Annotated in this window: 25 protein-coding genes; 8 read left to right on the top strand and 17 right to left on the bottom strand. The window is 71.8% G+C overall.

What is annotated here, in order from left to right; genetic code table 11:
- Positions 1-573, top strand: a 573-nt coding sequence (locus tag AB0D46_RS08065; RefSeq protein ID WP_362876441.1) for an adenosylhomocysteinase, incomplete at its 5' end; no start/stop codon positions are given.
- 5 nt (positions 574-578) lie between these two features.
- Positions 579-1262: a maleylpyruvate isomerase family mycothiol-dependent enzyme gene (locus tag AB0D46_RS08060; protein ID WP_362876440.1), complete on the top strand. Its 684-nt coding sequence runs from the start codon at positions 579-581 to the stop codon at positions 1260-1262.
- 122 nt (positions 1263-1384) lie between these two features.
- On the opposite strand, the gene AB0D46_RS08055 is transcribed toward AB0D46_RS08060, so the two are convergent.
- Positions 1385-2131: a PIG-L deacetylase family protein gene (locus AB0D46_RS08055; protein WP_362876439.1), complete on the bottom strand. Its 747-nt coding sequence runs from the start codon at positions 2129-2131 to the stop codon at positions 1385-1387.
- Between the two features lie 328 nt (positions 2132-2459).
- Between AB0D46_RS08055 and AB0D46_RS08050 the strand changes: the two genes are divergently transcribed.
- Positions 2460-4034, top strand: coding sequence for a class I tRNA ligase family protein (locus AB0D46_RS08050; RefSeq protein ID WP_362876438.1), 1575 nt, complete (start codon positions 2460-2462; stop codon positions 4032-4034).
- A gap of 282 nt (positions 4035-4316) precedes the next feature.
- On the top strand, positions 4317-5633 hold the full coding sequence (mshA, locus tag AB0D46_RS08045; protein ID WP_362876449.1) for a D-inositol-3-phosphate glycosyltransferase: 1317 nt from the start codon (positions 4317-4319) through the stop codon (positions 5631-5633).
- Between the two features lie 512 nt (positions 5634-6145).
- Here the strand turns inward: mshA and AB0D46_RS08040 are convergent.
- The 9 genes from AB0D46_RS08040 to AB0D46_RS08000 all read right to left on the bottom strand — a co-directional run bounded on the left by AB0D46_RS08040 (position 6146) and on the right by AB0D46_RS08000 (position 14155).
- Positions 6146-7198, bottom strand: coding sequence for a helix-turn-helix transcriptional regulator (locus AB0D46_RS08040; protein WP_362876437.1), 1053 nt, complete (start codon positions 7196-7198; stop codon positions 6146-6148).
- 235 nt (positions 7199-7433) lie between these two features.
- Positions 7434-7892 (bottom strand): transcriptional repressor, encoded by a 459-nt coding sequence (locus tag AB0D46_RS08035; protein ID WP_362876448.1) that lies wholly within the window; start codon positions 7890-7892, stop codon positions 7434-7436.
- A 70-nt stretch (positions 7893-7962) separates the two neighbouring features.
- Positions 7963-8889 (bottom strand): class I SAM-dependent methyltransferase, encoded by a 927-nt coding sequence (locus AB0D46_RS08030; RefSeq protein WP_362876436.1) that lies wholly within the window; start codon positions 8887-8889, stop codon positions 7963-7965.
- 182 nt (positions 8890-9071) lie between these two features.
- The gene (locus tag AB0D46_RS08025; protein WP_362876435.1) at positions 9072-9563 is read right to left on the bottom strand and encodes a GNAT family N-acetyltransferase; all 492 of its coding nucleotides are present in this window, start codon (positions 9561-9563) and stop codon (positions 9072-9074) included.
- Between the two features lie 155 nt (positions 9564-9718).
- Positions 9719-10627 (bottom strand): M56 family metallopeptidase, encoded by a 909-nt coding sequence (locus AB0D46_RS08020; RefSeq protein ID WP_362876434.1) that lies wholly within the window; start codon positions 10625-10627, stop codon positions 9719-9721.
- Positions 10624-11019, bottom strand: a complete 396-nt coding sequence (locus AB0D46_RS08015) for a BlaI/MecI/CopY family transcriptional regulator (protein ID WP_362876433.1) — start codon at positions 11017-11019, stop codon at positions 10624-10626. The genes AB0D46_RS08020 and AB0D46_RS08015 overlap by 4 nt, the downstream gene beginning before the upstream one ends.
- A gap of 188 nt (positions 11020-11207) precedes the next feature.
- Positions 11208-11489 (bottom strand): metal-sensitive transcriptional regulator, encoded by a 282-nt coding sequence (locus AB0D46_RS08010; RefSeq protein ID WP_362876432.1) that lies wholly within the window; start codon positions 11487-11489, stop codon positions 11208-11210.
- Between the two features lie 9 nt (positions 11490-11498).
- Positions 11499-13769, bottom strand: coding sequence for a heavy metal translocating P-type ATPase (locus AB0D46_RS08005; RefSeq protein WP_362876431.1), 2271 nt, complete (start codon positions 13767-13769; stop codon positions 11499-11501).
- A gap of 95 nt (positions 13770-13864) precedes the next feature.
- Entirely contained in the window at positions 13865-14155 is a 291-nt protein-coding gene (locus AB0D46_RS08000; protein WP_362876430.1) for a heavy-metal-associated domain-containing protein, read from the bottom strand.
- A gap of 187 nt (positions 14156-14342) precedes the next feature.
- Between AB0D46_RS08000 and AB0D46_RS07995 the strand changes: the two genes are divergently transcribed.
- A complete protein-coding gene (locus AB0D46_RS07995) occupies positions 14343-15341 on the top strand; it encodes a hypothetical protein (protein WP_362876429.1) in 999 nt (332 codons plus the stop codon).
- 73 nt (positions 15342-15414) lie between these two features.
- Positions 15415-15696, top strand: coding sequence for a metal-sensitive transcriptional regulator (locus AB0D46_RS07990; RefSeq protein ID WP_362876428.1), 282 nt, complete (start codon positions 15415-15417; stop codon positions 15694-15696).
- Between the two features lie 161 nt (positions 15697-15857).
- On the opposite strand, the gene AB0D46_RS07985 is transcribed toward AB0D46_RS07990, so the two are convergent.
- From AB0D46_RS07985 to AB0D46_RS07955, 7 genes are all read right to left on the bottom strand, one after another.
- Complete coding sequence (locus tag AB0D46_RS07985; RefSeq protein ID WP_362876427.1) at positions 15858-16679, bottom strand: enoyl-CoA hydratase/isomerase family protein; 822 nt, start codon at positions 16677-16679, stop codon at positions 15858-15860.
- A complete protein-coding gene (locus AB0D46_RS07980; protein WP_362876426.1) occupies positions 16676-17923 on the bottom strand; it encodes a cytochrome P450 in 1248 nt (415 codons plus the stop codon). Before AB0D46_RS07980 ends, AB0D46_RS07985 begins: the two co-directional genes overlap by 4 nt.
- A 149-nt stretch (positions 17924-18072) precedes the next feature.
- The gene (locus tag AB0D46_RS07975; protein ID WP_362876425.1) at positions 18073-19455 is read right to left on the bottom strand and encodes a cytochrome P450; all 1383 of its coding nucleotides are present in this window, start codon (positions 19453-19455) and stop codon (positions 18073-18075) included.
- Between the two features lie 10 nt (positions 19456-19465).
- A complete protein-coding gene (locus AB0D46_RS07970; RefSeq protein WP_362876424.1) occupies positions 19466-20026 on the bottom strand; it encodes an ATP/GTP-binding protein in 561 nt (186 codons plus the stop codon).
- Positions 20027-20029: 3 nt separating this feature from the next.
- Positions 20030-20425, bottom strand: coding sequence for a DUF742 domain-containing protein (locus tag AB0D46_RS07965; RefSeq protein ID WP_362876423.1), 396 nt, complete (start codon positions 20423-20425; stop codon positions 20030-20032).
- Complete coding sequence (locus AB0D46_RS07960; RefSeq protein ID WP_362876422.1) at positions 20418-21260, bottom strand: roadblock/LC7 domain-containing protein; 843 nt, start codon at positions 21258-21260, stop codon at positions 20418-20420. The genes AB0D46_RS07965 and AB0D46_RS07960 overlap by 8 nt, the downstream gene beginning before the upstream one ends.
- Positions 21257-22444, bottom strand: a complete 1188-nt coding sequence (locus AB0D46_RS07955) for an ATP-binding protein (protein ID WP_362876421.1) — start codon at positions 22442-22444, stop codon at positions 21257-21259. Before AB0D46_RS07955 ends, AB0D46_RS07960 begins: the two co-directional genes overlap by 4 nt.
- A 410-nt stretch (positions 22445-22854) precedes the next feature.
- On the opposite strand from AB0D46_RS07955, the gene AB0D46_RS07950 reads away from it, so the two are divergent.
- On the top strand, positions 22855-24954 hold the full coding sequence (locus tag AB0D46_RS07950) for a lantibiotic dehydratase (protein WP_362876420.1): 2100 nt from the start codon (positions 22855-22857) through the stop codon (positions 24952-24954).
- Positions 24951-26735: an ABC transporter ATP-binding protein gene (locus tag AB0D46_RS07945; protein ID WP_362876419.1), complete on the top strand. Its 1785-nt coding sequence runs from the start codon at positions 24951-24953 to the stop codon at positions 26733-26735. Before AB0D46_RS07950 ends, AB0D46_RS07945 begins: the two co-directional genes overlap by 4 nt.
- The last annotated feature ends 9 nt before the right edge of the window (positions 26736-26744 follow it).

Here is a 26744-nt window from a genome sequence, read left to right as displayed (position 1 = left end):
ATCGACCCGATCTGCGCGCTGCAGGCCGCGATGGACGGCTACCAGGTCGCCACCCTGGACGACGTCGTCGAGACCGCCGACATCTTCATCACCACCACCGGCAACAAGGACATCATCATGGCCGCCGACATGGCCAGGATGAAGCACCAGGCCATCGTCGGGAACATCGGCCACTTCGACAACGAGATCGACATGGCCGGCCTCGCCAAGATCGACGGCATCGTCAAGGACGAGGTCAAACCCCAGGTCCACACCTGGACGTTCCCCGACGGCAAGGTCCTCATCGTCCTGTCCGAAGGCCGCCTCCTCAACCTCGGCAACGCGACCGGCCACCCCTCCTTCGTCATGTCGAACTCCTTCGCCGACCAGACCCTGGCCCAGATCGAACTCTTCACCAAGCCCTCCGAATACCCCACCGACGTCCACGTGCTGCCCAAACACCTGGACGAGAAGGTCGCCCGCCTGCACCTGGATGCCCTCGGCGTCCACCTCACCACCCTGCGCCCCGAACAGGCCGCCTACATCGGCGTCCCCGTCGACGGCCCGTACAAGCCCGACCACTACCGCTACTGACCGCCGTGGAGACCGTTGGCGACGTACGCGACGTACGCGAAGTGCGCGACCCCTGGCTCCCGGACCTGTTGCTGCGCACCGAACGGGATGCGCTGCTGCCGCTGTTGCGCCGCACGCCCGAAGCCTCGTACGGGCTGCGGACGGCCTGTCCCGGCTGGACGGCGCGGGACGTCCTCGCCCACTGCGCGGCGGCCCTCGTACGGATCGTGGAGGGCAGGCTGGAGGAGGGGGTCTTCCTGCCCGCCGCGAACGCCGCCGATGTGGCGGAGCGGGCGGACTGGCCCGTGCCCCGGATCATCGACGAGTTGGAACGCGGGCTCACGGAGGCCGGAGCGGCCATCGCCGCGGGCGACGGCACGCTGGACGCGGTGGCACTGGGGGAGTGGATCCACGCGGGCGACGTCCGCGAGGCGTTCGGGGCGCCCGGGGCGTACGGCGGAGGGAGCCTCGCGCTCGCCCTGCCCCTGCTCCGCACCACCAGCCGGAAGCGGGACACCCCGCGGCTGCTGGCCGACATCGACGGCCACGGGGCACCGCTGGACCTCGGCAGTACCGTGCCCGGCCGTCCTCCGGCCAGGTTCAAGGGCGATGCGGCGACGCTGATCCGGCTCTACTCCGGCCGTCCGCTGGTCGGGACGCGCTACGCGTTGGAGGGTGCGGTGGAGGCGGAACTGCTCATCTACCGGTGACCCGTGACCCGTGACCGACGACGCGCACCGGCCGAGCCGGGCCCCGCTCCGCCCTCGGGCACGAGCGGGGTCCGGCCCGGCCGGTTTCCGGAGTCGGTCCATACGATCAGCAGTCGATCAAATCAGCAGTCGATCCGCACGACCTGGAAGGCCTCCGCCATCCGGCCCGAGGGCAGTCCGGCCGCCCGTGCGTGGTCGCCGAGCCAGCTGCGCAGCAGGCCGGACAGGTCGTCGAAGTGGGCGGTTTGCGAGGTGTGGATGCGCAGGGCCTCCACCTTGCGGTCGAAGACGGGCGTGACGTCGACGTACCGGTTCGGCGTGGGGCCCGTCATCAGCCACAGCTCGGGCACGATCCACGGTTCCAGGCCCTCCTCCTTGAGGAGGGACGGGTGCGCGAACGGGTTGCGGGCCTCGGGGTAGATGGCCCGCAGCGCGGCGTCACCGACCGCCCGGTGGTCGGGGTGCAGGTCGGCGATGCGGCCCCAGTTGATCTCCGGGCTCGGTATCACGGCGCGTTGGGGGCGGACCTGTCGGATCACCCGGCACAGGTCGCGGCGCAGCTCCAGGTTCGATTCGACGTAGCTGTCGGGGTAGCCGAGGAAGCGCACGTCGTCGACGCCGCTGCGCTTGGCCGAGTGGACCTGCTCGGCGCGCCGGAGGTCGCCCATGGCCTGGCGCGGCAGCTGCTCGTCGTATCCGCCGGCGCCGCCGTCGGTGACGATGCAGTACGTCACCCGGGTGGCGCCCTGTGCGATCCACCGCATGACCGTCCCGCTGACGCAGAACTCGATGTCGTCCGGGTGCGCGGCCACGACCAGCAGGGATTCCGGCGCGCTGAGGTCTGTGCGATCGGTCGCGAAGTGTTCCATGCGATCAGCGTGTTGGGCGGGGACGTGGGCCGCAAGGCGGGTCCTCTGGCGTACTCGCGACATGACATCTCTACGCCATCGCGCAGCCCGGACGCCCCGTCGGGCCCTCGGCGGGCCGGCGTGGGCGGGCCCGGCCCGCCTGGCGTTTCCACGCATGGCGTGAACGCGCAACCCAAAATCAGACCGCTTGGTTCGTTTCTCTGTCACGCTTTGTCCGGGCACCCCGCTCTCCCTGGGTCCTCCCGCGGCGTGCGGAGCGGGGCGGGCCGCCCCCCCTTCCGTTCCGAGTCTCGCTGCGTACTTCGCACCACAGCGTCAAGGAGGTCCCATGAGCACCCCCGTATGGATCACCGCGACCCCGCCGGCCACCCACGGCGAACTTCACGTCGGCCATCTCGCAGGACCGTACGTCGCTGCGGATGTGCTGTCCCGGTACCTGCGGGCCGAGGGCGAACCCGTCCTGTTCACCACCGGTACCGCCGACCACACCAGTTCCGTCCACGTCCGCGCGCTCCGCGCCGGCCGCAAGCCGGAGGAGGTCGCCGAGGGCTACCGGGAGGCGATCACGGCCGACTGGCTGCGCTCGGGCGTCGAGTTCGACCACATCGTGCGCCCCCGCCAGGACAAGGGCTACGGGCGCTGGCTGGCGGACCTGTTCCGGCGGCTCCACGCGGAGGGCGTCATCGCCGCCCGCACCCGCCTGACGCCGTACTGCGAACCGTGCGGGCGCTGGCTCCACGGAGCGCACGTGACCGGGTCCTGCCCGCACTGCTCGGAGCCCAGCGACGGCGGCATGTGCCACGAGTGCGCCCGCCCCAACGACGGCGGCGACCTGTTGGAGCCGCAGTGCGTCCAATGCGGGTCCCCGGCCACCCCCCGACGTTGCCGCCGCCTGTACATCCCGCTGGAACCGCACCGCGAGGCCCTCGCCGACTACTGGGCCGCCACCGGCCTGCCACCGCGGCTGGCCGCGCTGTGCGAGTCGCTCGCCGAGGACGGCCTGCCCGACGTCGCCGTGTCCCACCCCGCCGGGTGGGGACTGCCGGTGCCGGTCGACGGTTTCCCCGAGCAGCGCATCGACGGCTGCTTCGAGGCCGCCGCGATGCACCTCTTCGGTCACGGCGACCGTCCCATGCCCGAGCGGGCCATCCACTTCTGCGGCTTCGGCCACGCCTTCTGCCACGCGGTCCTGCTGCCCGTCCTGCTGTTCGCCCAAGGGGTCGAGCTGCCGCAGCGCTTCTGCGTGAACGAGGCGTACGTCATCGACGACCAGGCGCTGTCCTGGGGGTCGGGGGAGAAGGCCTGGGCGCTGGACCTGATCACCGAGTACGGCTCGGACACCTTGCGCCGGCACGTCCTGCAGGCCCGTCCCGTGGCCGCCCGCACCGCCTTCCACACTGACCGACTGGCGTCCGCCCGGCGGGAGTTGGACGAGAGCTGGAACAGCTGGTTGGCGCGCCTGTTCGTCGCCGTAAGGGAGGAGTGCGCCGGCCTGGTTCCGCCGGCGCTGCCCGGCGGCGCCGGTTGGGAGGTGCTGGAACGCCGGCTGCTGCGCGGGGTGGAGGACCTGCGCGAGGCGTACTCGCCCGAGGCGTTCGACCCCCGCAGGGCGATGGCCCTGCTCGACGAGATGGTCCGGTCGGTCTCCGACTTCGGTCACGTCAACGCGCACGAGGCCCACCGCCCCACCGCGGGACGCCGGCACCTGCCCGTACTCGCGGCCCAACTGGCCGTGGCCCGCGCCCTCGGCGCCTGGGCGCGGCCGGTGATGCCCGAGGGAGCGGACCGGCTGGCCGCCGCGCTCGGCGTGGAGGCGGGCGGCCCGGTGTCCGCCGCCGTCCTCGTCCCACCCGCGGCGGGCACCAGGCTGGCCCCTCCCTCGGGGCCGGTGTTCGGCTTCTGACCGGGCCGGGGAACCCCGGCCGCGAACGGCACGACGGCAGTACGGCACGACGGCAGTACGGCACGACGGCAGTACGGCACGACGGCGCACGGCACGACGGCGCACGGCACGACGGCGCACGGCGATACGGACGCCACGACACGACAGCACCACGGCAATTCGGCACCACCGCACGACGACAGAAGTCCCTTCTTCGCCGCGTGAACCCGCGCCGGTCACACAGTGGTACGGGGCGCACGAGGCCCCTGCCCGTAGGAGCTCCACGTGTCCCTGCGCGTCGCCATGCTCAGCGTCCACACCTCGCCGCTGCACCAGCCCGGCACCGGGGACGCGGGCGGCATGAACGTCTACATGGTCCAGCTCTCCCGCGCCCTCGCCGAACTCGGCGTCGAGGTAGACCTGTTCACCCGCTGTCGGGGCGAGGCCATGCCCCGCTGGGCCGACCTCGGGCCCGGCGTACGGCTGCGTCACCTGGAGGCCGGTCCGCGGGCCGCGCTGCCCAAGGAGGACATGCCCGCTCTGGTGGTGCCGTTCTCGCTGGCGCTCCTCAAGGAGGAACGGCGCTACGACCTGGTCCACTCCCACTACTGGCTCTCCGGCCAGGCCGGCCGGATCGCCGCCGTCGGCTGGCGGGTGCCGCTGGTGCACACCGCCCACACCCTGGCCCGCGTGAAGAACGCCGCGCTCGCGGACGGCGACACCCCCGAGCCCGCGTCGCGGATCCGCGGCGAACGCCAAGTGATCGGTTCCGCCGACCGCCTCATCGCCAACAGCGCCGACGAGGCGAAGGCGTTGCGGGAACTGTACGGAGCGGAGTCGGCCCGGACGGAGATCGTCCGGCCCGGCGTCGACCTGCGCACGTTCGTCCCCGGCCGGGGGCGGGCGGCGGCGCGGGCCGCGCTCGGCCTGCCGGCCGACGCGTTCGTGCCCCTGTACGCGGGCCGCATCCAACCCCTCAAGGGGCCGGACGTGATGGTGCGCGCCGTCGCCGAACTGCTGCGGCAGGCGCCCGAACTGCGCCGGCGGACCATCGTCCCCGTGGTGGGCGGCAATTCGGGTGCCGGCCCGCGCGGCGACGCCTGGGAACTGGCGCGGGAGTTGGGGGTGGCCGACGTACTGCGCCATCACCCGCCGGTGCCGCCGGCGGAGCTGGCGCAGTGGTACCGGGCGGCGGACGTCCTCCTGGTCCCCTCGCGCAGCGAGTCCTTCGGCCTGGTCGCCCTGGAGGCGCAAGCGTGCGGAACTCCCGTACTGGCCTCGGCCGTCGGCGGACTGCCGACCGCCGTGCGGGACGGGCTGACGGGCATGCTGGTCCACGGCAACGACCCGGTCGAGTACGCCCGGTGGCTGCGCTGGTTCGCCGAACACCCGCAGGCACGCGTCGTCATGGGAAGAGCGGCGACCAGACACGCCCGAACCATGAGCTGGCAGACCGCGGCCGCCCGGACCCTGGACGTCTACCAGGACGTACTGCGCGCCGAACGGTCGGGACCGGCGATGAATGAGGCAGGAGCGACGGCACGCTCCTGCCTCGCCGACGCCTCTCTCCTGGAGGGTCGAGAAGGCCGGAATTCCACACTAGCAGCTCTTTTGAGTTGACCAGGAGTGCGCAAGTGTAACGTCTCCGTGAACCTCTCCCGGAATTAGGGGAATGGGGCGGGGCGTCACTTGCGCATGCCCTTTACGGATTCCCGTGCGAGGACTCCAGATCCGCCTCAGGTGCGCTACAGAAAACTGGTCCGACCGGGGTCGACATACGACAATGGAGAGGTCTTCGAAGGAATTCCGACGGCACGGAACCGCGAGGACGCAATGGACCTTTCGCATTCCTGGAGGAATCATGTCGGCAGCGCACACCACGGCCCCGCTCGCGAACGCCCGCCACGCCACCCCCGCCCGTCGGGCCTGTACCGCCGCCGCCCGGCCGGCGGCCCGTTCGAATGGCAACGGCTGGGACTGACCCCCCGGACGGGTCCCGGGACGCGTCCGGGACGGGCCCCGCAATCGCCCCCGGTGGCCGCGGGGCTTTTCGTCGGGGCCCGACCGGAGTGTTGCGGCGGTATTTCAGGCGGTGTTCCCGGAAGCGGCCCGTGCGGTCGATGGGTGGTGAATCAATCCAGCCATCCGAGCCGCTGTGCCCGCACTCCGGCCTCGAAACGGCTCGACGCCCCCATTTCCTGCATCAACTCGGACAGCATGCGGCTCACCGTCCGCAGGGAAACCCCCAGGTTCCGGGCGACCTTCTCGTCCTTCATTCCCGAGGCGAGCATCTTGAGCGCCGCCCGCTGCTGCTCGGACAGCCCGTCGCCGCCGAGCTCCGGCGCGACGTCGTCCCCGTACGGCGTGGCCGCGTGCCAACAGTGCTCGTACAGCGCCAGGTAGGAGCGGACCAGCGCCGGCCCGCGGGCGAGGATCGCGCCGGCCGACCGGTCGTCGGGATGCACGGGCAGTACGGCGAACTGCTGGTCGGCGATGATCATGTTCATCGGCGCCGCGGGCGAGAGCCGGATCTCGACACCCGCCTCGACTCTGCGGCGCAGCATCTCCACCGCCTCCGGCGAGGTGGTGATCCGCTGGTGGTAGAGGGCGCGGATGCGCACCCCGTTGTCGATCTGCCGGCGGTCGCGGCTGAGCACCCGGTCCGCGACCTCCCGGACCAGGGCCGTCACGTGCATCGACGCCAGGTCGTGCCGGATGACGTCCGTGATGTCCTCCAGCACCTGCTGGATCCGCCCGTAGTCGTCGATGATCTCGACCTCGACCTCGGAACCGCTCAGCGATCCCGGGCGCAGGAACTTTCCGACCAGCGTCTCCAGGGCGCTGTACGTGCGGTCGGACTCGTCCAGGTGTTCGCGCAACCGCTCGCGTTCGCGTTGCAGCATCCGCAACAGGGCGATCTCCGGGTCGATCACGGCGACCGCGTCCGGACCCGGCTGCCAGGCTCCCGACTGGAGGTCGGCGCGAGTGGCGTGGGTGGTGCCCGTCGGCACGATGAGGCCGAGCGTGATCAGCTCCGTGCGCCATCGTTCCCGTTCCTCGGGGGTCAGCCCGAGCTCCGCGAAGACCTCGTTGAGGTTGGACACCCCGCGCAGGCGCAGCTGCTGATAGAGGGCCAGCACCCTGTCGGCCGACTGGACGCCGTCCCTGCCATCGCCCGTTGCCATAGCGAAGCGACCCCCTCATCTTACGAATCGACAGTCACACTTTGGCACATGCCCGCGAGGGAGCCCCCGCTCCGCGGAAGGGGATGTGACCGGCGTCACATGGTCTGCTCGGGGTGCGCGACGCCGCCCCGGACCTGCCGGGACGGAGTGGTCCGGGGCGGCCCGATGGGGTGCGTGGGGGCGCAACTCCCGTGCGGGGAGGGGGAGAAGGGGAGGAAGTGGATCCTCGCCGGTGTCAGTCCTGTGACGCGCCGAGGCAGTCGGGGCACAGCCCCTTGAAGATGACCTCCGCGTCGTCCATCCGCCACGTGCGCAGTTCGCCGCCCGTGGGCTTGGGGACCTCGACGCGGACGTTCTCCACGCGCCCGCACCGCAGGCAGAGCGCGTGCTGGTGCGGCGGGCCGGAGACCTCGAAGACGGCCGGCAGCCCCGGGCGGTCGAACTTCGTCGCCAGCCCGGTCTCCAGGAAGTGCCGCAGCATCTCGTAGACGGCCTGGCTGGTCAGGGTGCCCAGCCGTTCGCGGGCGGTGGCCGTGATGGACTCGACGTCCAAGTGCCCGCCCGCGGCCAGCACCTGGAGCACTTCGAGGCGCGGGCCGGTGACGCGCAGCCCCACGTCGCGCAGGCGCTGGATCACCGCCTCGCGACCGGTCGACTCCTCCACGACAGCCATCGCCGCGCCACCCTCCGTCATCTGGTCCACCCAAACCTTTGGGGGCATCGTACCTCTTGCCCGCCCTGGGGGAGGGGGTGAGCGGGGGCGGTCAGGCGCGGGCCCGGCAGACCAGGAGGACGCTGTCGGTCCGCTCGTCGATGCGGTGGTGCCCGCGGTGCTCCACCCGGAGCCCCGCCGCGCGCAGGTCCGCTTCGAGACGCCGCGGGTCCACGATCCACTTCCGGGTGGTCCGGACGACCCGCTCGGTGCTCAACTTGCCGGTGCGCACGCAGTGGTAGGCGATGCCTTCGCTCATGTCGCCCAGGTCGAAGACCTGACGGGCCACGGCCCACTCCTCGACGCCGTCGAAGCGCGGGACGGGGAACGCCCAGGTCCGCACCGGCTCCTCGGCCAGCCCCCGCGGGCGGTGCGCGGTGAAGTCCAGGGCGAGCACCCCGCCGGGTTCCAGGTGCGCCGCGATCTCGCGCAGCAGCCCGGGCCGGGCGTGCGGCGGCACCGCGGCGATCATCGCGCCGGCCAGGAGGGCCAGCCGGTACGTGCGCCGCAGTCGCAGCTCAGCCAGCTCGGCGCGGGTCGTGACCAGACGGCGCGCCACCTGGGGCCCGATCCGCCGGCCCCAGGCCCGCAGCCGCTCCAGGCCGTCGGCGTCCCGGTCGATCGCCTCGACGGAGAAGCCCTGACGGGCGAACGGGACGGCCAGCCGGCCGGAGCCGCAGCCCAGGTCCAGGACCGGGCCGCCGCAGCGCCGGGCGAGGCTCAGGTAGCGGACGATGTCCGCGCTGTGCGGGCCCAGCAGCGCGTCGTGCAGCCAGACGGCGTCCTCGGTGGCGGGGGAGACCGATTCCAGGCCGGGCAGGAAGTCCGCGGGGGCCGGTACGGCGCCGCCGGCCGGGTACGGGGCGGCCGGGTGAGCGGCCGGCGGGGCCGGGGCGGGCGCCAGGGCTCCCGCGCCCGCTGCGGGCGCGGTCGGCGCGACCGGCATGACGGGCAGGAAAGTGCCGCTCGGTGTGTGCATCGCTCCTCCAGGGGCTCGCTCGGTCCGACCGTCCGAGGGCGGTGGTCCCGGGCCGCCGGGAACGCTCCGCCGCTGGTGAAATCCTGTCCTGCGACGCAGGGTCGGGGCCAGAGCGGCGGGCTGCGTGAACACGCGATGGCGTGGATCTGCCACGCAGGCCGGGAGCGGGGAGAGGCGCTGGTTCAGGCCAATCGGCGGAGCGGGCGGCCGAGCCGGAGCGGGGTGAGCGCGGTGAAGCCGTGGTGGGTGAAGAACGGCAGGGCCGGGGCCTCCTCGACCGGGAGTCCGATCCGCTGGGACAACGCCCCGTGCGCCCGCATCCGCTCGGTGGCCGCAGCCAGCAGGGCCGTACCGACTCCTTCGCGGCGCCGGGTCGGAGTCGTGCACAGGGCGTAGACCTCGCCCTCGGAGGCGACGGGCACACCGCCCGAGACGGCTCCCAGGACGGCGCCGTCCGGACCGGCCGCGACCAGCCAACCGAGCCAGCCGGGCGCCCCGCCCGGAATTCCAATTTCCGCTCTTATGCGGGGCAGGGCGCAATGGTCCGACACCAGCCGACCCACCCGGATTTCACCGAGGGCGCTGCCGTAGTCCTCGCGAATCGCCTCGGCGAGGAGCCGGGATATCGCCGTCGCGTCACCGGGCGCTGCCGTCCGCACATCAGCCAGCAGCATTCGCTCCGCCCCTCTCGCCGCACGGGTCCTGAGCCCGCACGCGCCCAGAATAGCGGGCAATTCGAGTGGTCGGGGGCAAGGGGAAATCTACGAATTGGCTTAGTAAATAGCCGGGTTGGGGAGAACGCGGGTGGAAGCGGCGGACGGGGCCGCTTTCACGAGGTCCAACAACAGGCGACGACCGTGGGAACGATGACCGACATCGCGGCCGTCACCGCGAGCAGCCCGCGCAGGACCGCGTGCCCCGCCCGGTGCGGCGTCAGGATGCGGCGCATCCGCACCGCCGCCGACGGGCCGCCCGCCGCGAACGCCCGGCGGGGCGCGTGCCCGGCCGCCAACGCGTAGAGCGCCCTGGCCAGCGCGTCGCGCGAACAGCCGCGCAGCGCGCGGTCGTCGGCGGTCATCTCCAGCAGCAACGGCACCGCCTGCCCGCCGATCCGGGCCAGGGGCAGCCGGCGGAAGACGGTCGAGTACGCCCCCGCCGCCGCGAGCAACAGGTGGTGCCGGCCCGCGATGTGGGCCCGTTCGTGGGCGAGCGCGGCGGCCAACTCCCGGTCCGTCAGGACGTCCACCGCCCCCGAGGAGATCACGACCCGGCGCGAGCGCCCCGGCAGGCAGTACACCGCCGGGCGCGCGTCGTCCAGTACGGTCACCCCCAGCTCGGCGTCGTACCGGCCGACCAAACGCAGCAGTTCGGCGTGCCTGCCGCGGGCCCGGCGGGCCCGCACGAGTTCCCGTACGAAACCGGTGCCGGGCAGTGCCAGGACCGCGAGCGCCGCGGCGGCGGCGAGGAACTCGCGCGCCGTCCCGTCCGCCAGCCGTTGGGCGGAGGGCGGGCTCAGGGTCAGGGCGGAGTCGATGAGCCGGTGGCTGGTCTCCGCCGGCAACAGGAGTTGGGCGGGCAGCATCGCCGTGGCGAGCGCGAAGACGGAACCGGACATGATCCACACGGCCAGGCCCAGCCGTGGCACCTGCTGGGCCCAACGGGCGCGCAGCAGCATCCAGGGGATCAGCAGGCCCGTGATCAGGGCGAGTCCGAGGGGCGGGAGGACGTGGTGGTTCACCGGGTGCCTCCGGTCGGGCCGGCGGGGCGGTCGGGGTGGGCGGCGCGCAGGGCCTCGTCCAGGGCCGCCACGTCCTCGTGGGACATCCGCTCCACGAACCGCAGCAGGGTGGCCCTGCGGTCCTGACTGTCGCCGAGGGCGTCCTGCATGAGCGCGGCCGTGTACTCCTCCCGGCTGCGCACGGCCTCGTACATCCAGGCCCGGCCGGACTTCTCACGGCTCAACCAACCCTTGCGGTACAGGATGTCGGCCACGGTCATCACGGTGGTGTAGGCGACCTTGCGGCCCCGGTTTATGTCGTCGACGATCTCGCGGACCGAGGCGGGACGTTCCCACTGCCACACCCGGTCCATGATCTCGGCCTCCAGCTCTCCCAGCCGGCGTACGCGCATCCCTCTCGGCCCCTCCCGCTCGCGAGCGGCTCATGCTACGGCCCGCCCCCGCACCGGCCCGTACGCCGGCCGCCGGCCGGTACCGGGGGAGGGGACGGACCCCACCGCGCGCACGCCGAGCAGCCTGGTCGGCGGATGTCGCCGACCGGGCTGCTCGGTCATCAGGTGGAGCGCGGGCCCGGAGGGGCCTACGCGCGGACGAGACGGGCGATGGCCTCCGTGGCCTCGCTCACCTTCACCCGCGCGCTGTCCCCGCCCCGGGCGGCGGCCTCGACGACACACTTGCCGAGGTGCTCGTCCAGCAGGGTCACGGCGCAGGCCCGCAGCGCCGCGTTGACCGCGGACACCTGGGTCAGTACGTCGATGCAGTAGGCGTCCTCGTCGACCATCCGCTGTACGCCGCGGATCTGGCCCTCGATCCGCCGCAGACGTCTGATGACGTCTTCCTTCTGTTCTCCGTAACCGGCCACGGGCGCTCCTCAGTTGGCAGCGGCCCGGAAGCCGCGCAGACGCAGGCTGTTGCCGACGACGAAGACCGAGGAGAAGGCCATGGCCGCCCCGGCGATCATCGGGTTGAGCAGTCCCGCCGCGGCGAGCGGCAGCGCGCCCACGTTGTACGCGAACGCCCAGAACAGGTTCGAGCGGATGGTGCCGAGGGTCTTGCGGGCGAGCCGGATGGCGTCGGCCGCCGCCCGCAGGTCGCCCCGCACCAGAGTCAGGTCACCGGCCTCGATCGCGGCGTCGGTACCGGTGCCCATGGCCAGACCCAGATCGGCCTGGGCGAGCGCGGCCGCGTCGTTGACGCCGTCGCCCACCATGGCGACGCTGCGCCCCTCGGCCTGCAGCCGCTTGACGACGTCGACCTTGTCCTGCGGCATGACCTCGGCGATCACCTCGTCGATGCCGACCTCGGCCGCGACGGACTCCGCGACGGCCTTGTTGTCGCCGGTCAGCAGGATCGGGGTGAGACCGAGGGCGCGCAGCCGCCGGATCGCCTCCGCGCTGGTGTCCTTGACGGCGTCGGCGACCTCCAGCACGGCACGCGCCTCGCCGTCCCAGGCCACGGCGATCGCGGTACGGCCGGCGGCCTCCGCCTCGGCCTTGGCCCGCTCCAGGTGCGCGGGCAGCGCCATCGCCCACTCGGCGAGCAGCTTCTCGCGGCCGACGAGGACCGCGTGCCCGTCGACGACGCCCTGCACGCCGAGCCCGGGGACGTTGGCGAAGTCCTCGGGGGTGGGCAGCGTACCGACCCGGGCGCTCGCACCGGCCGCGACGGCCTGGGCGATCGGGTGCTCGGAGGCGTGCTCCAACGCACCCGCCAGGCGCAGGACGTCGCTCTCGGCGACGCCCTCGGCGGTGTGCACCTTGAGCAGGGTCATCCGGCCGGTGGTGACGGTGCCGGTCTTGTCCAGGACGATGGTGTCGACCTTGCGGGTGGTCTCCAGCACCTCGGGGCCCTTGATCAGGATGCCGAGCTGCGCGCCGCGGCCGGTGCCGACCATGAGGGCGGTCGGGGTGGCCAGGCCCAGGGCGCAGGGGCAGGCGATGATCAGTACGGCGACCGCGGCGGTGAAGGCCGCCGCGAGGCCCGCGCCGGTGCCCAGCCAGAAGCCGAGGGTGGCGAGCGCGAGAGCGATGACGATCGGTACGAAGACGGCGGAGATCTTGTCGGCGAGGCGCTGTGCCGCGGCCTTGCCGTTCTGTGCGTCCTCCACGAGCCGCGCCATGCGGGCCAGTTGGGTGTCGGAGCCGATCCGGGTGGCCTCCACGACCAGTCGGCCGCCCGCGTTGAGGGTGGCTCCGGTGACGGAGTCCCCCACGGACACCTCGACCGGAACGGACTCGCCGGTGAGCATGGAGGCGTCCACGGCGGAGGAACCCTCGACGACGGTGCCGTCGGTGGCGATCTTCTCGCCGGGCCGGACCAGGAAGCGGTCCCCGACCTGGAGGTCGGAGGTGGGCACGGTGACCTCGCGGCCCCCGCGCAAGACGGTGACCTCCTTGGCGCCCAGTTCCAGCAGCGCCTTCAGGGCGGCGCCGGCCTTGCGCTTGGAGCGGGCCTCGAAGTAGCGGCCGGCCAGGATGAAGGCGGTGACTCCGGCCGCTGCCTCCAGGTAGATGTTCCCGGCGCCGTCGGTGCGGGCGATGGTGAACTCGAAGGCGTGGGTCATGCCGGGCGTGCCGGCCGTGCCGAAGAACAGGGCCCACAGCGACCACAGGAACGCGGCCGTGGTGCCCACCGAGATCAGCGTGTCCATGGTGGCCGCGCCGTGCTTGGCGTTGGTCCACGCGGCCCGGTGGAAGGGCCAGGCGGCGTACGTGACGACGGGCGCGGCCAGCGTCAGGGACAGCCACTGCCAGTAGTCGATCTGGAGCGCCGGGACCATGGCCATCGCGATGACGGGCACGGCCAGGACGACGGAGGTGATCAACCGCTGCCGCAGCGGGCGCAGTTCCTCGGAGCCGTCGTCGTCCTCGCCGGAACCGGCGGGGGAATCGGAGCCGGCGTCCGCGCGGGGCGGGGTCGGCTCCTGCGCGGTGTAGCCGGTGGCCTCGACGGTGGCGATCAGGTCCGCGACGGAGATGTCGGCGTCGAAGGTGACCTTGGCCTTCTCGGTGGAGTAGTTGACGGTCGCCTCGACGCCGTCCATGCGGTTGAGCTTCTTCTCGATGCGGGCCGCGCACGAGGCGCAGGTCATGCCGCCGATGGCGAGCTCGACCTGGGCGGCGCCGGGAGTGATGGTGGTCATGAGGGCTGCTCCTCGTTCGAGCGCGGGGTGGGGGCCGGGGCCCGGTGGACGGACCGGATCCCGGCGGCCAAGTGGTTCGGGGTGGGGCCGGAGCGTCAGGCGCGCCCGGTCAGCTCGTAGCCGGCGTCGTCGATCGCGGCGGCGACGGCGGTGTCGTCCGGGTCGCCCGCCGTCGTGACCGTGACCAGGCCCCCGTCGATGTCCACGTCCACGGACAGGACCCCGTCGAGCGCGCCGACCGACGTGGTGATGGCGGTCCTGCAGTGTCCGCAGGTCATGCCGGACACGCGGTAGACGGTCGCGGTGCGGTCGGCGAGGGCCGTGGCGGTGGTGGTCGCTCCGGCGTTCGTGCCGCAGCTGCCGTCGGGGGAGCAGCAGGAAGACATGGATTTCTCCTTGATCGGTTCAAGTACCGGCCCGGATACCCTGTGGGGGTATCCGGTCTGCCTCCAGGTATACCCCCCGGTGGTATTTCTCCGCAAGGGATTCCGCAGCTTGACTTGGTACCCCCCAGGGGTATGGTGAACTCATGAAACCGCTGGACGCGGCCTTACGTCGTACGGGAGAGCAGCCATGAACACCGGAGTGAAGACCGCCGCCTTTGCCGCCGCGCTCGCCGCGGCCTTCGGCGCCGCGTACGGGATCGGGGCGGGCGTGGGCCCCGTGGGTTCACCCGTCAAGGTGGAGCACGCGAACCACGCGCGGACCTCCGCGCCGACCCCCTCGCCGACCGGTGCGGACGCCGGTCACGGGGGCCATGAGGAAGCCGCGGCCCAGGCCCCGGCGGCCGGTGGCCTCCAGGTGTCCGAGGGCGGCTACGCGCTGAGCCTGGACACCCCGCGCATCGAGGGGGGCCGCGGCGAGCTCCGGTTCTCGGTGAAGGACGCCGAGGGCCGCAAGGTCACCTCGTACAAGACCGAACACGGCAAGGAACTGCACTTCATCGTCGCCTCGCGCGACCTCACCGTGTACCGCCACCTGCACCCGGCGCGCGCCGCGGACGGCACCTGGTCGACACCGGTCGACCTGCCGGCGGCCGGCGGCTACAAGGCCTTCGCCGACTTCACCCCCGCCGGCGACGGCGCGAAGGGCGTCACCCTCGGCGCCGACCTGGCGGTGCCCGGCGCGTACGCCCCGAACCCGCTGCCGACGGCGGCGAACACCGCCGACGTGGACGGCTACCAGGTCACCCTGGCCGGCACCCTCGACCCGGGCAAGGCGGGCGAGCTCAAGCTGACGGTCACCAAGGACGGCAAGCCCGTCACGAACCTGGAGCCGTACCTCGGGGCGTACGGTCACCTCGTCGCCCTGCGCGACGGGGACCTCGCCTACCTGCACGTCCACCCCAACGAGGGCGGCCCCGGCCCCGAGGTCTCCTTCACGGCGACGGCCCCGAGCGCGGGCGCCTACCGGCTCTTCCTGGACTTCCAGCACGAGGGCACGGTCCGCACCGCCGCCTTCACGGTCGACGCGGGTACGGGATCGGCCGCCGCCGGCCCGGCCACCACGCCCGCTCCGGCCCCCGCTCCCGCGTCGGGCGCCCCGGAATCCGGCGAGCCGCACGCCCACTGACCCACCCCCGCCGCGCCGGCACGGGCCGGAGTCGGCCGGCGCGGCGCGGCATCGACGCTGGGAAGGGACCGCCGTGCACGGTTACACCGCACACAAGGACGACGTCCTCAAGCGGCTGCGCCGCATCGAGGGCCAGGTGCGCGGCCTGCAGCGCATGGTCGAGGAGGACACGTACTGCGTCGACGTGCTCACCCAGGTCGGCGCCGCCACCAAGGCCCTCCAGGCCTTCGGCCTGACCATGCTGGAGGACCACCTCCACTCCTGCGTCGCCACCGCCGTCGCCGAGGGCGGCGAGGAGGCCCGCGCCAAGGTCGAGGAAGCCTCCCGCGCCATAGCCCGCCTGACCCGCTCCTGACGGCGCAGCGCCGGGGATCCCGCCGGCCCCCGGCGCCGTACCCCCCGTACGTCCTGCCGCGGGCGGTCCGGTGGCCCCGGCGCGCGGAGTGCGTCCGTCGCGCGGGCCGTGTGGCCGGGTGGGCGCGTCCGCGGCCGGGGACGGATCCGGCCGCGGCGCGGTCAGCCCCTCGTGTGCTGGTTGAGGGTGGCCGCCAGCAGGTGGGAGTCGAGCAGGGAGACGTCCGCCGTCCTGTCCGCCCGTGCGTAGCCGGCCAGCATCCGCTTGGTCAGGACGAGGGCTTCGGGCGAGCGTCGCACGAGGGGCCTGATCCAGGAATCGATCACCTTGTCCAACCGGTCGAGCGGGGCGCTGCGGTGGAGCAGGCCGATCCGGTGGGCCGTGTCGGCGTCGAAGACGTCGCAGGTGAGCATGAGTTCGCGGATCCTGGACGTGCCGGCCTCGGAGACCAGGCGTCCCATCGCCCCGCCCCACGCCGGTGGCAGTCCGACGCCGACCTCGGGCATGCGGAAGCGACTGGTGTCCGCCGCGGCGCGCAGATCGCAGAACGCGGCGAGTGCGAGACCCGCGCCCATGACCCGTCCGTGCAACCGGGCGATGGTGACCGCGTGGGTGTTCTCCAACGCCTGGCACAGGCGGTGCGCCTTGTCGACGACGCGCCGCAGGCCCACTCCCGACGGATCGGCGGCCAACGCCTCCTGGTATTCGGTGCGGTCGGCACCCAGGCAGAAGTCCGCACCCAGCGACGACAGCGTCAGGACCCGGACGTCGGGTCTCTCGTGGAGCTCGTCGAGCAGGGTGATGAGGTCGTCGACGACCGCGGTGTCCAACGTGTCGTCCTGCCCCCAGGGGTTGAGGCGGACATGGAGCACGGGGCCGTCCTGCTCGGCGTGGATCGCCTTGGGGGCGGTCCGGACGTGCGCGGGGAAGGGGACGGGGGAGGGGGAGGGGGAGGAGAGGGGAGCGGGGGTCGAGTCGGTCATGCGACGGCTACGTCCAGGTTCAACAGGCGTCGGAAGGCCACGCGGGGCGCCATCGACGGAGTGCGTACGAGGGTGAGGCGGGGCAGGCGTCGGATCACCTGGTGGAGCAGGGTCTGCGCTTCGAGGCGGGCCAGCGGCGCGCCGAGGCAGTAGTGGATGCCGCCGCTGAACGCGAGGTGGCCGGGGGCGCGTGCGGGGTCGAACCGGTCGGGGTCGCTGTGCCGGGCCGGGTCCCGGTGCGCCGCTCCGACCAGGAGGTGGACCATCTCGTCGCGGCGGACCTCGATGCCTCCCAGCACGGAGTCCTGTGCGGCGATCCGGCTGATCACGTGGGTGGGGGCGTCGTAGCGGAGGGTTTCCTCCACGAACCCGGGGACGAGGTCCGGGTTGTCGGCGATCATGTCCCAGCGTTCCGGGCTCTCGACGAGCCGGAGCGTCATCGTGGAGAGGAGGGTCGCCGTGGTCTCCAGCGCGGCCAACAGGACGAACAACACCAGGTAGTAGACGGCCTCGTCGGCCTTGTCCTGGTCGGTCTCGATCTCGTCCCACGTGCGGATCCACCGGGTGACGGGGTCATCGCCGGGATGTGCGCGCCGCTCGCGCACCAACTCCATGAAATAGGTGCGCAGTTCCGCCGTCGCCGCGTCGGACAGGGCCAGTTGGCTGGCCGAGGGCAACAACTCCTGGGCGAAGACCTGGTCATGGGTCAACTCACGCAGCCTGGGCCAGTCCGCCTTCGGCAGTCCGAGCCAGTCACCGACGGTGGCCACCGGCAGTTCCTCGCAGACCAGCTCCGAGAAGTCCGCCTCGCCGTCCCGTATTCGCTCGGTGAAGGCGTCCAGCAAATGATCTGTCGCCCGACTCACATCGTGGCCGATGCGCTCCATGGCGGCCCGGTCGAACGTACCCGCCGCCCGTCGCGCCCTGGTGTGGTCCGGGGGGTTGAGCGCGGCGAGCGTGTGGCTCATCTCGCGCGAGGACGGCGCGTTCCAGCGCGTCCCCGGGCCTTGGCGCTCACGCCACTCACGGTCGGGCTCCAACCATTGCCGGCTGCGCAACACCTGGTCGCAGGCGGCGAAGCCCGTGACGACGGTGCCGCCCCAGGGGGCGGGTATCACCTCTCCCCGCGCCAGGAGTTCGGCGTATATCGGGAAGGGGTCGGCCTGCCCTCCGGCCGTCCGTAGACGGGAGAAGAGGGAGGCGGACGCCCTACGGTCGTACGAGGTGGTGGTGGCAACGCCCATGATGGCGGCTCCTTTCTGAGAACCAGCCGCCATGCATACCCACATGATCGTTGACACACCCTTTACCACTGAGTACTCAGGGGGTTGCTTGAATCACAGTCGACTCACTCGATCCATTCAACTCGCCGTACTCACACACTTCGTGCGACTCACTCGCCCCGGGTCCAGGCCAGGAAGCGGCTGAACAGTCCGCCCTTGCCCTGCGACGCGCCCGCGCCGCCCGCACGCGAGGCCGTGGAGCCGGAGGGCGAGGAGACGGGCGTCTGCTGCTGGGGCGGCCGGCCCGCGTTCGGCGACCCGGCCGACTCGGCCGACTGGGCAACGGGCCTGGGGGTGAACCGGATCGGGAGCGTGACCAACGTGCGGCTCCACGGGCTCGGCGCCCAGGTCAGCGCCTTGAACGGGACCCGCATCTCGACGTCGTGCAACTGGTTCAGCAGCGTTTCGACGGCCGTCACGGTGATCATGAACGCCGGGTCCTTGGCGGGGCAGGCGTGCGGGCCGGCACCGAACGCCAAGTGCGCCTTCGCGCTCAGGTGTTCACGGTGTTCGGTCAGCTTCGGATCGGTGTTGGCCGCCGCGAACGAGATCAGGACCGGGTCGTTGGCCCGAACCAACCGGTCACCGAGCTCGACGTCGTGAGTCGGGTAGTGCGCCGCGTAGTTGGCGATCGGCGCGTAGTTCCAGAGCGTCTGCGAGACCGCGTCCTCGACCGGGAGGCCGAGCTGCCAGTCCTCGCCGAGGTACAGGGCGCTACTGGTGCCGATGGCCGCGGTCAGGGGCGCGGTACCGCCGGAGAGCAGGGTGACCAGCTGGTGCAGCACCTCCTCGTCGGTCAGCTGGGCCGGGTGCTCCATCAGGCGCGTCGTCAGGTCGCTGGTCGGACGGCGCCGCTTGAGGGCGATCAGCTCGTTCAACGCCCCGCCGAGCACCTCGTCGGCGCCGGGCGTTCCCTCGAAGATGCCGCTGATGCCGGCGATCACGCGGTCGCCGATCTCGGGCGGGCAGCCGAACAGGTCGCTGAAGACCAGCAGGGGCAGCGGCTGCGCGTACTCGGACATCAGCTCCGCATGGCCGCGGATGTCGGTACTGAACTGACTGATCAGGTAGTTGGCGGACGCCTGCGTCTGCCGGATGAGCTGGTGCTCGTTGACCGTGGCCAGCGCGTCGGTAACGGCCCGCCGCAGACGTGCGTGTGACGCACCGTCACTGAAGAGCGCGTTGGGTCGGTAGCCCAGCATGGGCAGCGCCGGGCTGTTGGCCGGGACGCGCCCCTCGTTCAGGGCGTTCCAGCGCCGGGAGTCGCGCACGAAGGAGGCGGGGTTCTGCAGGACGTACAGCGCGGCGTCGTAGCTGGTGACGAGCTCGGCCTGGACGTCGGGTGCGATGTCCACGGGCGCGCTGGGGCCGTACGCGCGCAACTGCGCGTAGTGGCTGTCGGGGTCGGCTCCGAACGAGGGACCGTACAACTGGACGTTCCCGTGCGCGGGGCAGCCGGGAGGTATCTCCTGCGAGTCAAGTGGCTGTTGCATTCCTGCGCTCCTAGCCGAGTTGGGACATGAGGTGGGTCACGAGGGTGATGAGGGCCTGCGCCGAGGAGTTCTCGTCCCGTACGTCGCACTGCACGACGGGGGTCTCGGCGCTGAGGTTCAGGGCTTCGCGCACCTCGTCGAGCGGGTAGTGCGTGGTGCCCTCGAAGTGGTTGACGGCGATGGCGTACGTCAGGCCGAAACGCTCGACGAGGTCCAGGACGGGGAACGACTCGTGCAGCCGCTCCGGGTCGACCAGGACCAGCGCCCCCAGCGCGCCCCGGGAGAGTTCCTCCCACATCTCCTTGAACCGCTCCTGGCCGGGCGTTCCGAAGAGGTAGAGCACCAGGGTGTCGCTGAGGGTGAGCCGACCGAAGTCCATCGCGACGGTGGTGGTCGTCTTGTCGGGCGTGCCCGACAGGTCATCGAGGCCCACGCTGGCCTCGGTGATCTCCTCCTCGGTGCGCAGGGGCTCGATCTCGGAGAGACTGCCGATACAGGTGGTCTTGCCGACCCCGAAGTGCCCCACTATGAGGATCTTCACCGCGTGGGAGACATCTGGATCCAGGTACACGCGCTACGCTCCGAATCGATTCTTCAGGCCCTCTAGCACGGCACTGACCAGTTCTCTGTCGACACGTTCGGCGCGCGGTATCGGGGTCCTCGCGAGGATGAGGCTGTCCTCCTCCAACTGCGCCAGCAGGATGCGGACGATGCCCAGCGGCAGGTGCGTGTGCCCCGCCACCTCGGCCACGGACAGGAAACCGTTGGCGACCAGGTCCATGACCTGACCCGCCTCCGGGGACAGCGTGCGCGCCGCCACCTGTGCGTTCTCCGCCGCCGTCGCCGTCACGAGCGTGGTGTGCTCGTACTCGTGGTCCGGGGGCAGTGCTCGTCCGTTCGTGATCACGAAGAGGGGGACTAACGGTGACGTCAGTTCCAGCTCCTCATCCTGCTCGGGCACGTCATGCATGACCTGTCCCCTTCCCCCGTGTGCCCGCCCCGGTCAGCCCGGGAACCACCTCGTGCAGGCGCGTGGTGAACTTCTCGATGTCGCAGTCGTGTTCGGCGGCGGCGGCCAGGAAGGCATCGGGACCCGCCGCCATCAGGAAGATCCAGCCGTGCTGGAACTCGATGACCGTCTGACGCCACTGGGCATCCTCGACGGCCCCCGCGAACTGGGAGGTGACCCTGCTGTAGGCGTGGATGCCGGTCATGGCGGCGGAGATCGTGTCCGCGAGATCGCGGTTCATCCCGCTGGTCGCCCCGCGGGGCAGACCGTCCGATCCCAACAGCACCGCGTGACGCGCCCCCTGGACCTCGGACACCACCTGGTCGAGTTCGGCCAGCACGAACCCCGCGTCACGCGTGCCCTCTCGTCGGGGAGCACTCCCGCGCGCACCTCCGGCGTCCTCGGCGCCCACCCTCGGCGGCGAGGTCAGGTTGTTGCCCAGCCTGGCGACGAGGCGGTGCATGCGGAAGGAGATCTGCTGCATATCCACATCGGGCGCGGCCGCGGCGGCGAGGTAGGAACCCTGACCCGCCCCGATCAGGAAGCTCCAGCCGTGCGAGAACTCGATGATGGTCTGGTTCCACCGCCGGTCCTCCTCCGGTCCGGCGAAGTGGGCCGTCGCCCGGCTGAGGGACTGCATTCCGGCCATGGCGGCGGAGATGGTCCGTACGTCCTTCTCGCCCAGGCCCTCCGTCGCGCCGCGAGGAAGGCCGTCCGCGGACAGCAGGACGGCGTGCCGCGCCAGAGGCACGTTGTGCACGATGTCCTCAAGCATCCACGACAGGTCTGCGGTCATGCGTCTTCGGGCCCTTCGAACGAGGTGGCGTCAAGGTTGCGACCGGAGAGCGTGCCGCGCTGGAAGGCCCCCAGCCCGCGCCCGGAGGCACGGCCCGTCTCCTGCGGGGTCCGGGGCGCCGGCGGGGTGCTGTCGGGGTCGGGCACGCTCGCGATGGGCGCCTGACGCGCGCCGCGCTTGGGTAGGCCGTGCATCGTGCGCGACGGGGCGCTCTGCGGCCGGCTCTCGGGGGCACGACGGATGTCCCTGACCGGAGCCTCCTGGGCGGGCGGTATCTCCTCCATGGTCCACAGCTCCTCGGGCAAGAGGACGACGGCCCTGACGCCGCCGTACCGGGAGACGCCGGTGACGTCGACCCTGAAACCGTGCTGACGCGCGATCAGGCCGACGACCGGGAAGCCGAACTTCGGCTGGGTCCCGAGCTGCGACAGACGGGGGGCGATTTCCCCGGAGAGCAGCGCGGTCGCCCGCTGCCGGTCCTCGTCGTTCATGCTGACACCGGCGTCGTCGATGACGATGCACAGGTTGTTCTGGACGCGCTGGAACGTTACTTCAATAGGTGCGTCCTGCTGCGAGAAGCTGGCGGCGTTGTCCAGCAGCTCCGCCACCGCGAGGGCGACGGGCGCGACCGCGGACGCCTTCAGGGCAAGACCGGTCTGCTGCATGATGGCGACCCGGTGGAAGTTGCGGATCTGCCCCTGGGCACTGCGCACCACGTCGTACACGCTGGCCGGCCGGTTGCGCCGACCGAGCGGAGCGCCGCACATGACGGCGATGCCCTGGGCCTTGCGCGCCATCTGGGCGTTGGCGTGGTTGACGTCCAACAGGTCGCTGAGCACGCCGTGTCCGCCGTACTTGCGCTGGATGCCGTCCAGCAGGGTCGTCTGCTCGGCCGCGAGACTCTGCAGGAGACTGGCCGCACCCTTGAGGACGGCCTTGGTGTTCTCCTCCGCCGCCTCCTTGGCCGCGTGGAGCGTGGCGTCCTGCTCGTTGCGGAACCTCTGCAACTCGGCTTGCGACGCGTGCAGGTGACTGTCCATCGTGAGCAGCTGGTGCCTGAGTTCGGCCTCGGTGTGCTCCTTCTTCGCCCCCAGCGCTCTGTTGCGGGCGACGAGTGCCACGACCGCGACAACGGCTATCGCCGCCACCGCAACCAAGCACCACACAAGTGCGTCTCGATTCATGGAAACCTTTCCCGGCGCATGGCATGCGGACGGCTGCAGATACACCTCGCGAGGCCCCGCAACACAGCTGATCGGCGCGGCTCACCTGCGGTTGCGCGGAGAACCTGCCGCCGATCGAAAGTCAGCATCTGCGTCCAAAATGGATCAAGATCACAGATGCCGGGATGCTATCACCCGGAACTTCGCCCTCCCCACGCCGGTCATGGCGCCGCGAACGCCCAACCAGGCTGCAACGAGACCGGGTTGACGAGGTCTTTCGACCCTGTGCCCACGATCGACCACCCCACACGTCACCGCCCCGTCAAGCAGTTCTTCACGAGACGGACGGCAATCCCTCACATGCCCCTGAGCCCCCGTCAACAAAATCCCCGACGGCTCCCAGGTGCCACGTACGGTGTGGCGCACGCCGCTTGATCGACCTCGAGGGCGCGTGGGGTACGCGCGAATCGGCGCCCACCGCGAACAACGACGAACGCCGGGCCCGCAATCCGCCGCGGCGAAACGGCAGCCCCGACACCGGCCTCGACGCACCACCGACGTACACCAATCCGCCGCGCTCCATCGAGCTGCCCACCGCCCCGCCCGACGACACGGCCCGCCTGGACGGCGCGCTCGTCGAGTTCGCCCAGCAGGCGTGGTGGGACCGCGCCGACGAGGTCGAGCTGACCGACGCCTGGCTGGACCGGCTCGCCCCGCCCGGCCCCGTACCGGACCCGCCACCCGCGATGGAGGCGTACCTCCAGATCCACGCCGCCGACCGGCAGGCCCTGGACCGGGGGGAGTGGCGAGCGGTCCTGCGCCACGACAGCCTCACCTACGGCGGACGCACCTTCGGTCGCTTCGGCGACCTGCTCGGTGTGGACGCCGTGGAACGGCTCCGGGCGTACGCGCGGCGCGAGGAGGCCCTCTTCCCCGACGTCGCGTACGCGGAGCTCGCCTTCCTGCCGCCCTACGGCCGCGCCGCCAACGTGACACTCCGCCCCGCCGTCCGGCCCTACGAGATCCCGGTCAACACCGCCCCGTCGGTGGGCCCGGACCAGGTCGTGCCGCTGGATGACGTCCTGGTGGGCGTCTCCGGGGACCGCTTCCACCTGTGGTCGCGCCGGCTCGACCGGGAGATCGTCGTGGCGCAGCACCACATGCTCAGCCCGACCCTCGCGCCGAACGTCGCCCGCTTCCTCATCGAGGCGTCCCAGGACGGCCACGTCCTGCCGACCGGCTTCCACTGGGGACCGGCGGAGGCGGCCCCGTTCCTGCCCCGCGTCAGCCGGGGCAAGGCCGTCCTGCGGCCCGCCCAGTGGCGGCTCGCCGCCGACTCCGCCGACGACCTCGACGGCTGGCGGGCCCGGTGGCGGGTGCCCCGGCACGTCTACCTCGTCGAGGCGGACCAGCGGCTGCTCCTCGACCTCGACCACCCCACGTGCCGCGAGGAGATCCGTACCGAACTGGCCAAACGGACCAACGTCGTCCTGCACGAGATGCTGCCCTCCTTCGACGGCATGTGGCTCCAGGACGAGGCGGGCGAGCGCTACGCCGCCGAGGTCGTCGTGCCCGTCGTCGCCCGTGACGCCGTGCGCGCCACCCGCGCGCCCGTGCCGCGTCACCGCCGGGAGGTACCGGTGGAGCGCCACGCCCCCGGCGGCGCCTGGACCTTCCTCAAGGTCTACGCGGCGCCCGAGCGGCAGGACGAGATCATCGCGGGCCCGCTCCTCGACCTCGTCGCTGAATTGGCCGCGGGGAACCTCCTGGACCGCTGGTTCTACATCCGGTACGCCGACCCCTTCCCGCACCTGCGCCTGCGGGTGCGCGGCACCGAACCGGCCCGGACCCTCACCCAGGTCACCGCGTGGGGCCGGAGCCTCGTCGACCTCGGGCTCGCCCGCGACATCGAACTCGCCGGATACGCACCGGAGATCGCCCGCTACGGCGGTCCGGACGTCTTCGACGCGGTCGAGCGGCTCTTCCGCGCCAACAGCGAGGCCACTGCCCTGCTGCTGTCCCGGCGCCTCGACGTCAGGCCCGAATTCCTCGCCGTCGCCGCCCTCGACACCCTCCACGCCCAGTGGGGCGTCGACCTGACCCCGTACGCGGAACACGGCGCAGGCCCGAACGAGGCCCATGTCCGCGACACCCGTGCCCTGTTTCGCGCCCATCGCGACTACCTGTGCGAACTCCTCAGTCCCTGGGACCGCGACCCGCACGAGGAGGGCCGGGCCCACCGCCTGCTGCTCCAGGAGACCTTCGCCGCACAGGCGCACGCCGTGGCGCAGACCACAGAGGCGGTGCGGGCGGCCGCCCGGGAAGGCGTCCTGGTCGGCTCCGAGGACCAGGTCCTCGCCGGTCTCGCCCACATGCAGATCAACCGCCTGCTGCCCATCGACCTCGACCGGGAGGCCCGCAGCCACGCCCTGTGGGCCCACATCCGGCGCGCGGTCCGCGGCCGCGAGGCGGCCGCCGGTGCCCCGCCAGGCGCGGCGGGACCGGCCGGACCAGGAGAGGAGCGCCGATGATCTGGCTGCGCGTCAGCGGTCTGTTCTGGCGGCTCAGCCCGCTGCGGGTGGCAGCCTTCACGGTCGTCTCCGTCCTGCTCGCCCTGATCCCGGCCGCTCAGATCGGCCTCGTCGCCGCCGTCGTGCAGGGCGTCGCCGACGCCGTCACCGGCGACCCGGACGCCGGACGCACCGCCCTGCTCGCGGGCGGCGCGCTGCTGGGCGTGGGCCTGGTCAACCACGTCCTCGGCACGTTCCTCCAGTACCTCGACACCCTGCTGCGCCTGGAGCTCACCGCCCGCGTGGGCGAGTGGGTGATGCGCAAGGGCACCAGGCTCGACCTGGAGCAGTACGAGGACGCCGAGATCTACGACACGATGCAGCGCGCCTTCCAGGAGAGCAGCGGCGGCCGTGTCTACCAGGTGTTCACCCAGCTCCTGGAGGTCGCCCGAGAGGTGGTCACGCTGGCGACCGTCAGCGTCGTGCTCTTCTCCTGGAGCCCCTGGATAGCCCTGGTGATCCTGATCTCGCCCGTCCCGTCGGTGATCTCGTACATGTTCTTCAGCCACAAGGCGTACGAGATCGAGTACGAACGGGCCCCCGACCGCCGCCGCCTGTACTACTACCAGCACCTCACGACCACCGATCACACGTACAAAGAGGTGCGGCTTTTCCAGCTCGGGCCGCACCTCTTGGAGCGGTACACCCGGCTCGTGCGGACCTTCTTCGACGTGGACCGGCGCCTCGCACGCCGGCAGTCCGTCGTCGGCGGCGTCCTCGGCCTGGTCAGCGTCGCCGCCTCGTCCGGCGCCGTGCTCTGGGCCATCCACTCCACCACCGACGCGGGCCAGGTCGGCCAGCTCGCCGGCTACCTTCAGGCGGTCGGCTCGATCCAGGTATCCGCGCACGGCATGCTGCTCGGCATCGCCGCCCTCTACAAGGACAGCCTCTTCCTCGGCAACCTCTTCGCCTTCTTCGCCCTGCCCGAACGCCGGCTCAAGGGCGGCATCCGGCCCTTCCCGGAGAAGCTCCGCAAGGGCATCGAGTTCCGGGACGTGCGTTTCGTCTACCCCGGCACCGGCCGCGTCGTCCTCGACGGCGTCAGCTTCACCCTCCCGGCGGGCGAATGCGTCGCCCTCGTGGGGCAGAACGGCGCGGGCAAGACCACCCTCGTCAAGCTCCTCACCCGCCTCTACGAGCCGACGGGGGGGCAGATCCTGGTCGACGACGTGCCCATAGAGGACTACGACCTCGACGACCTGCAACGCCACATGGGCGTCATCTTCCAGGACTTCATCCGCTACGAGCTGCCCGTCCGCGACAACATCGGCTTCGGCCGCGTCGAGGCTCGGGAGGACACCGAGCGCGTCGCCGAGGCGGCCCGCGCGGGTGGCGCCTCGGCGATCGTGGAGTCGCTGCCACAGGGCCACGACACCGTCCTCGGTCGGCACTTCGAGGACGGACACCAGCTTTCCGGCGGCCAGTGGCAGAAGATCGCCCTCAGCCGTGCCTTCATGCGGCGCGCCCCCGTCGTCGTCCTCGACGAGCCCACCGCGGCGATCGACGCCGAGGCCGAGGCCGAGATCTTCTCCCGGCTCAAAGACGTCGCCCGCGGCGCCACCTCCCTCGTCATCGCCCACCGCTTCTCCACGGTCCGGATGGCGGACCGGATCGTCGTCCTGGAGAACGGCAGGGTCAGCGAGGACGGCGTCCACCGGGACCTCCTGCGGGCCGACGGCGTCTACGCCCGTCTCTTCCGAATCCAGGCTTCGGGCTATCTGACCGAAGCCGCGTCCTCCTGAGGCCGAACG

Origin of the sequence: Streptomyces sp. NPDC048383 (genome assembly GCF_040651775.1) — a bacterium.
GTDB lineage: Bacteria > Actinomycetota > Actinomycetes > Streptomycetales > Streptomycetaceae > Streptomyces.
Note: the sequence above shows the minus strand (reverse complement) of the source record. Positions and strands in the feature narration are given on the sequence as shown.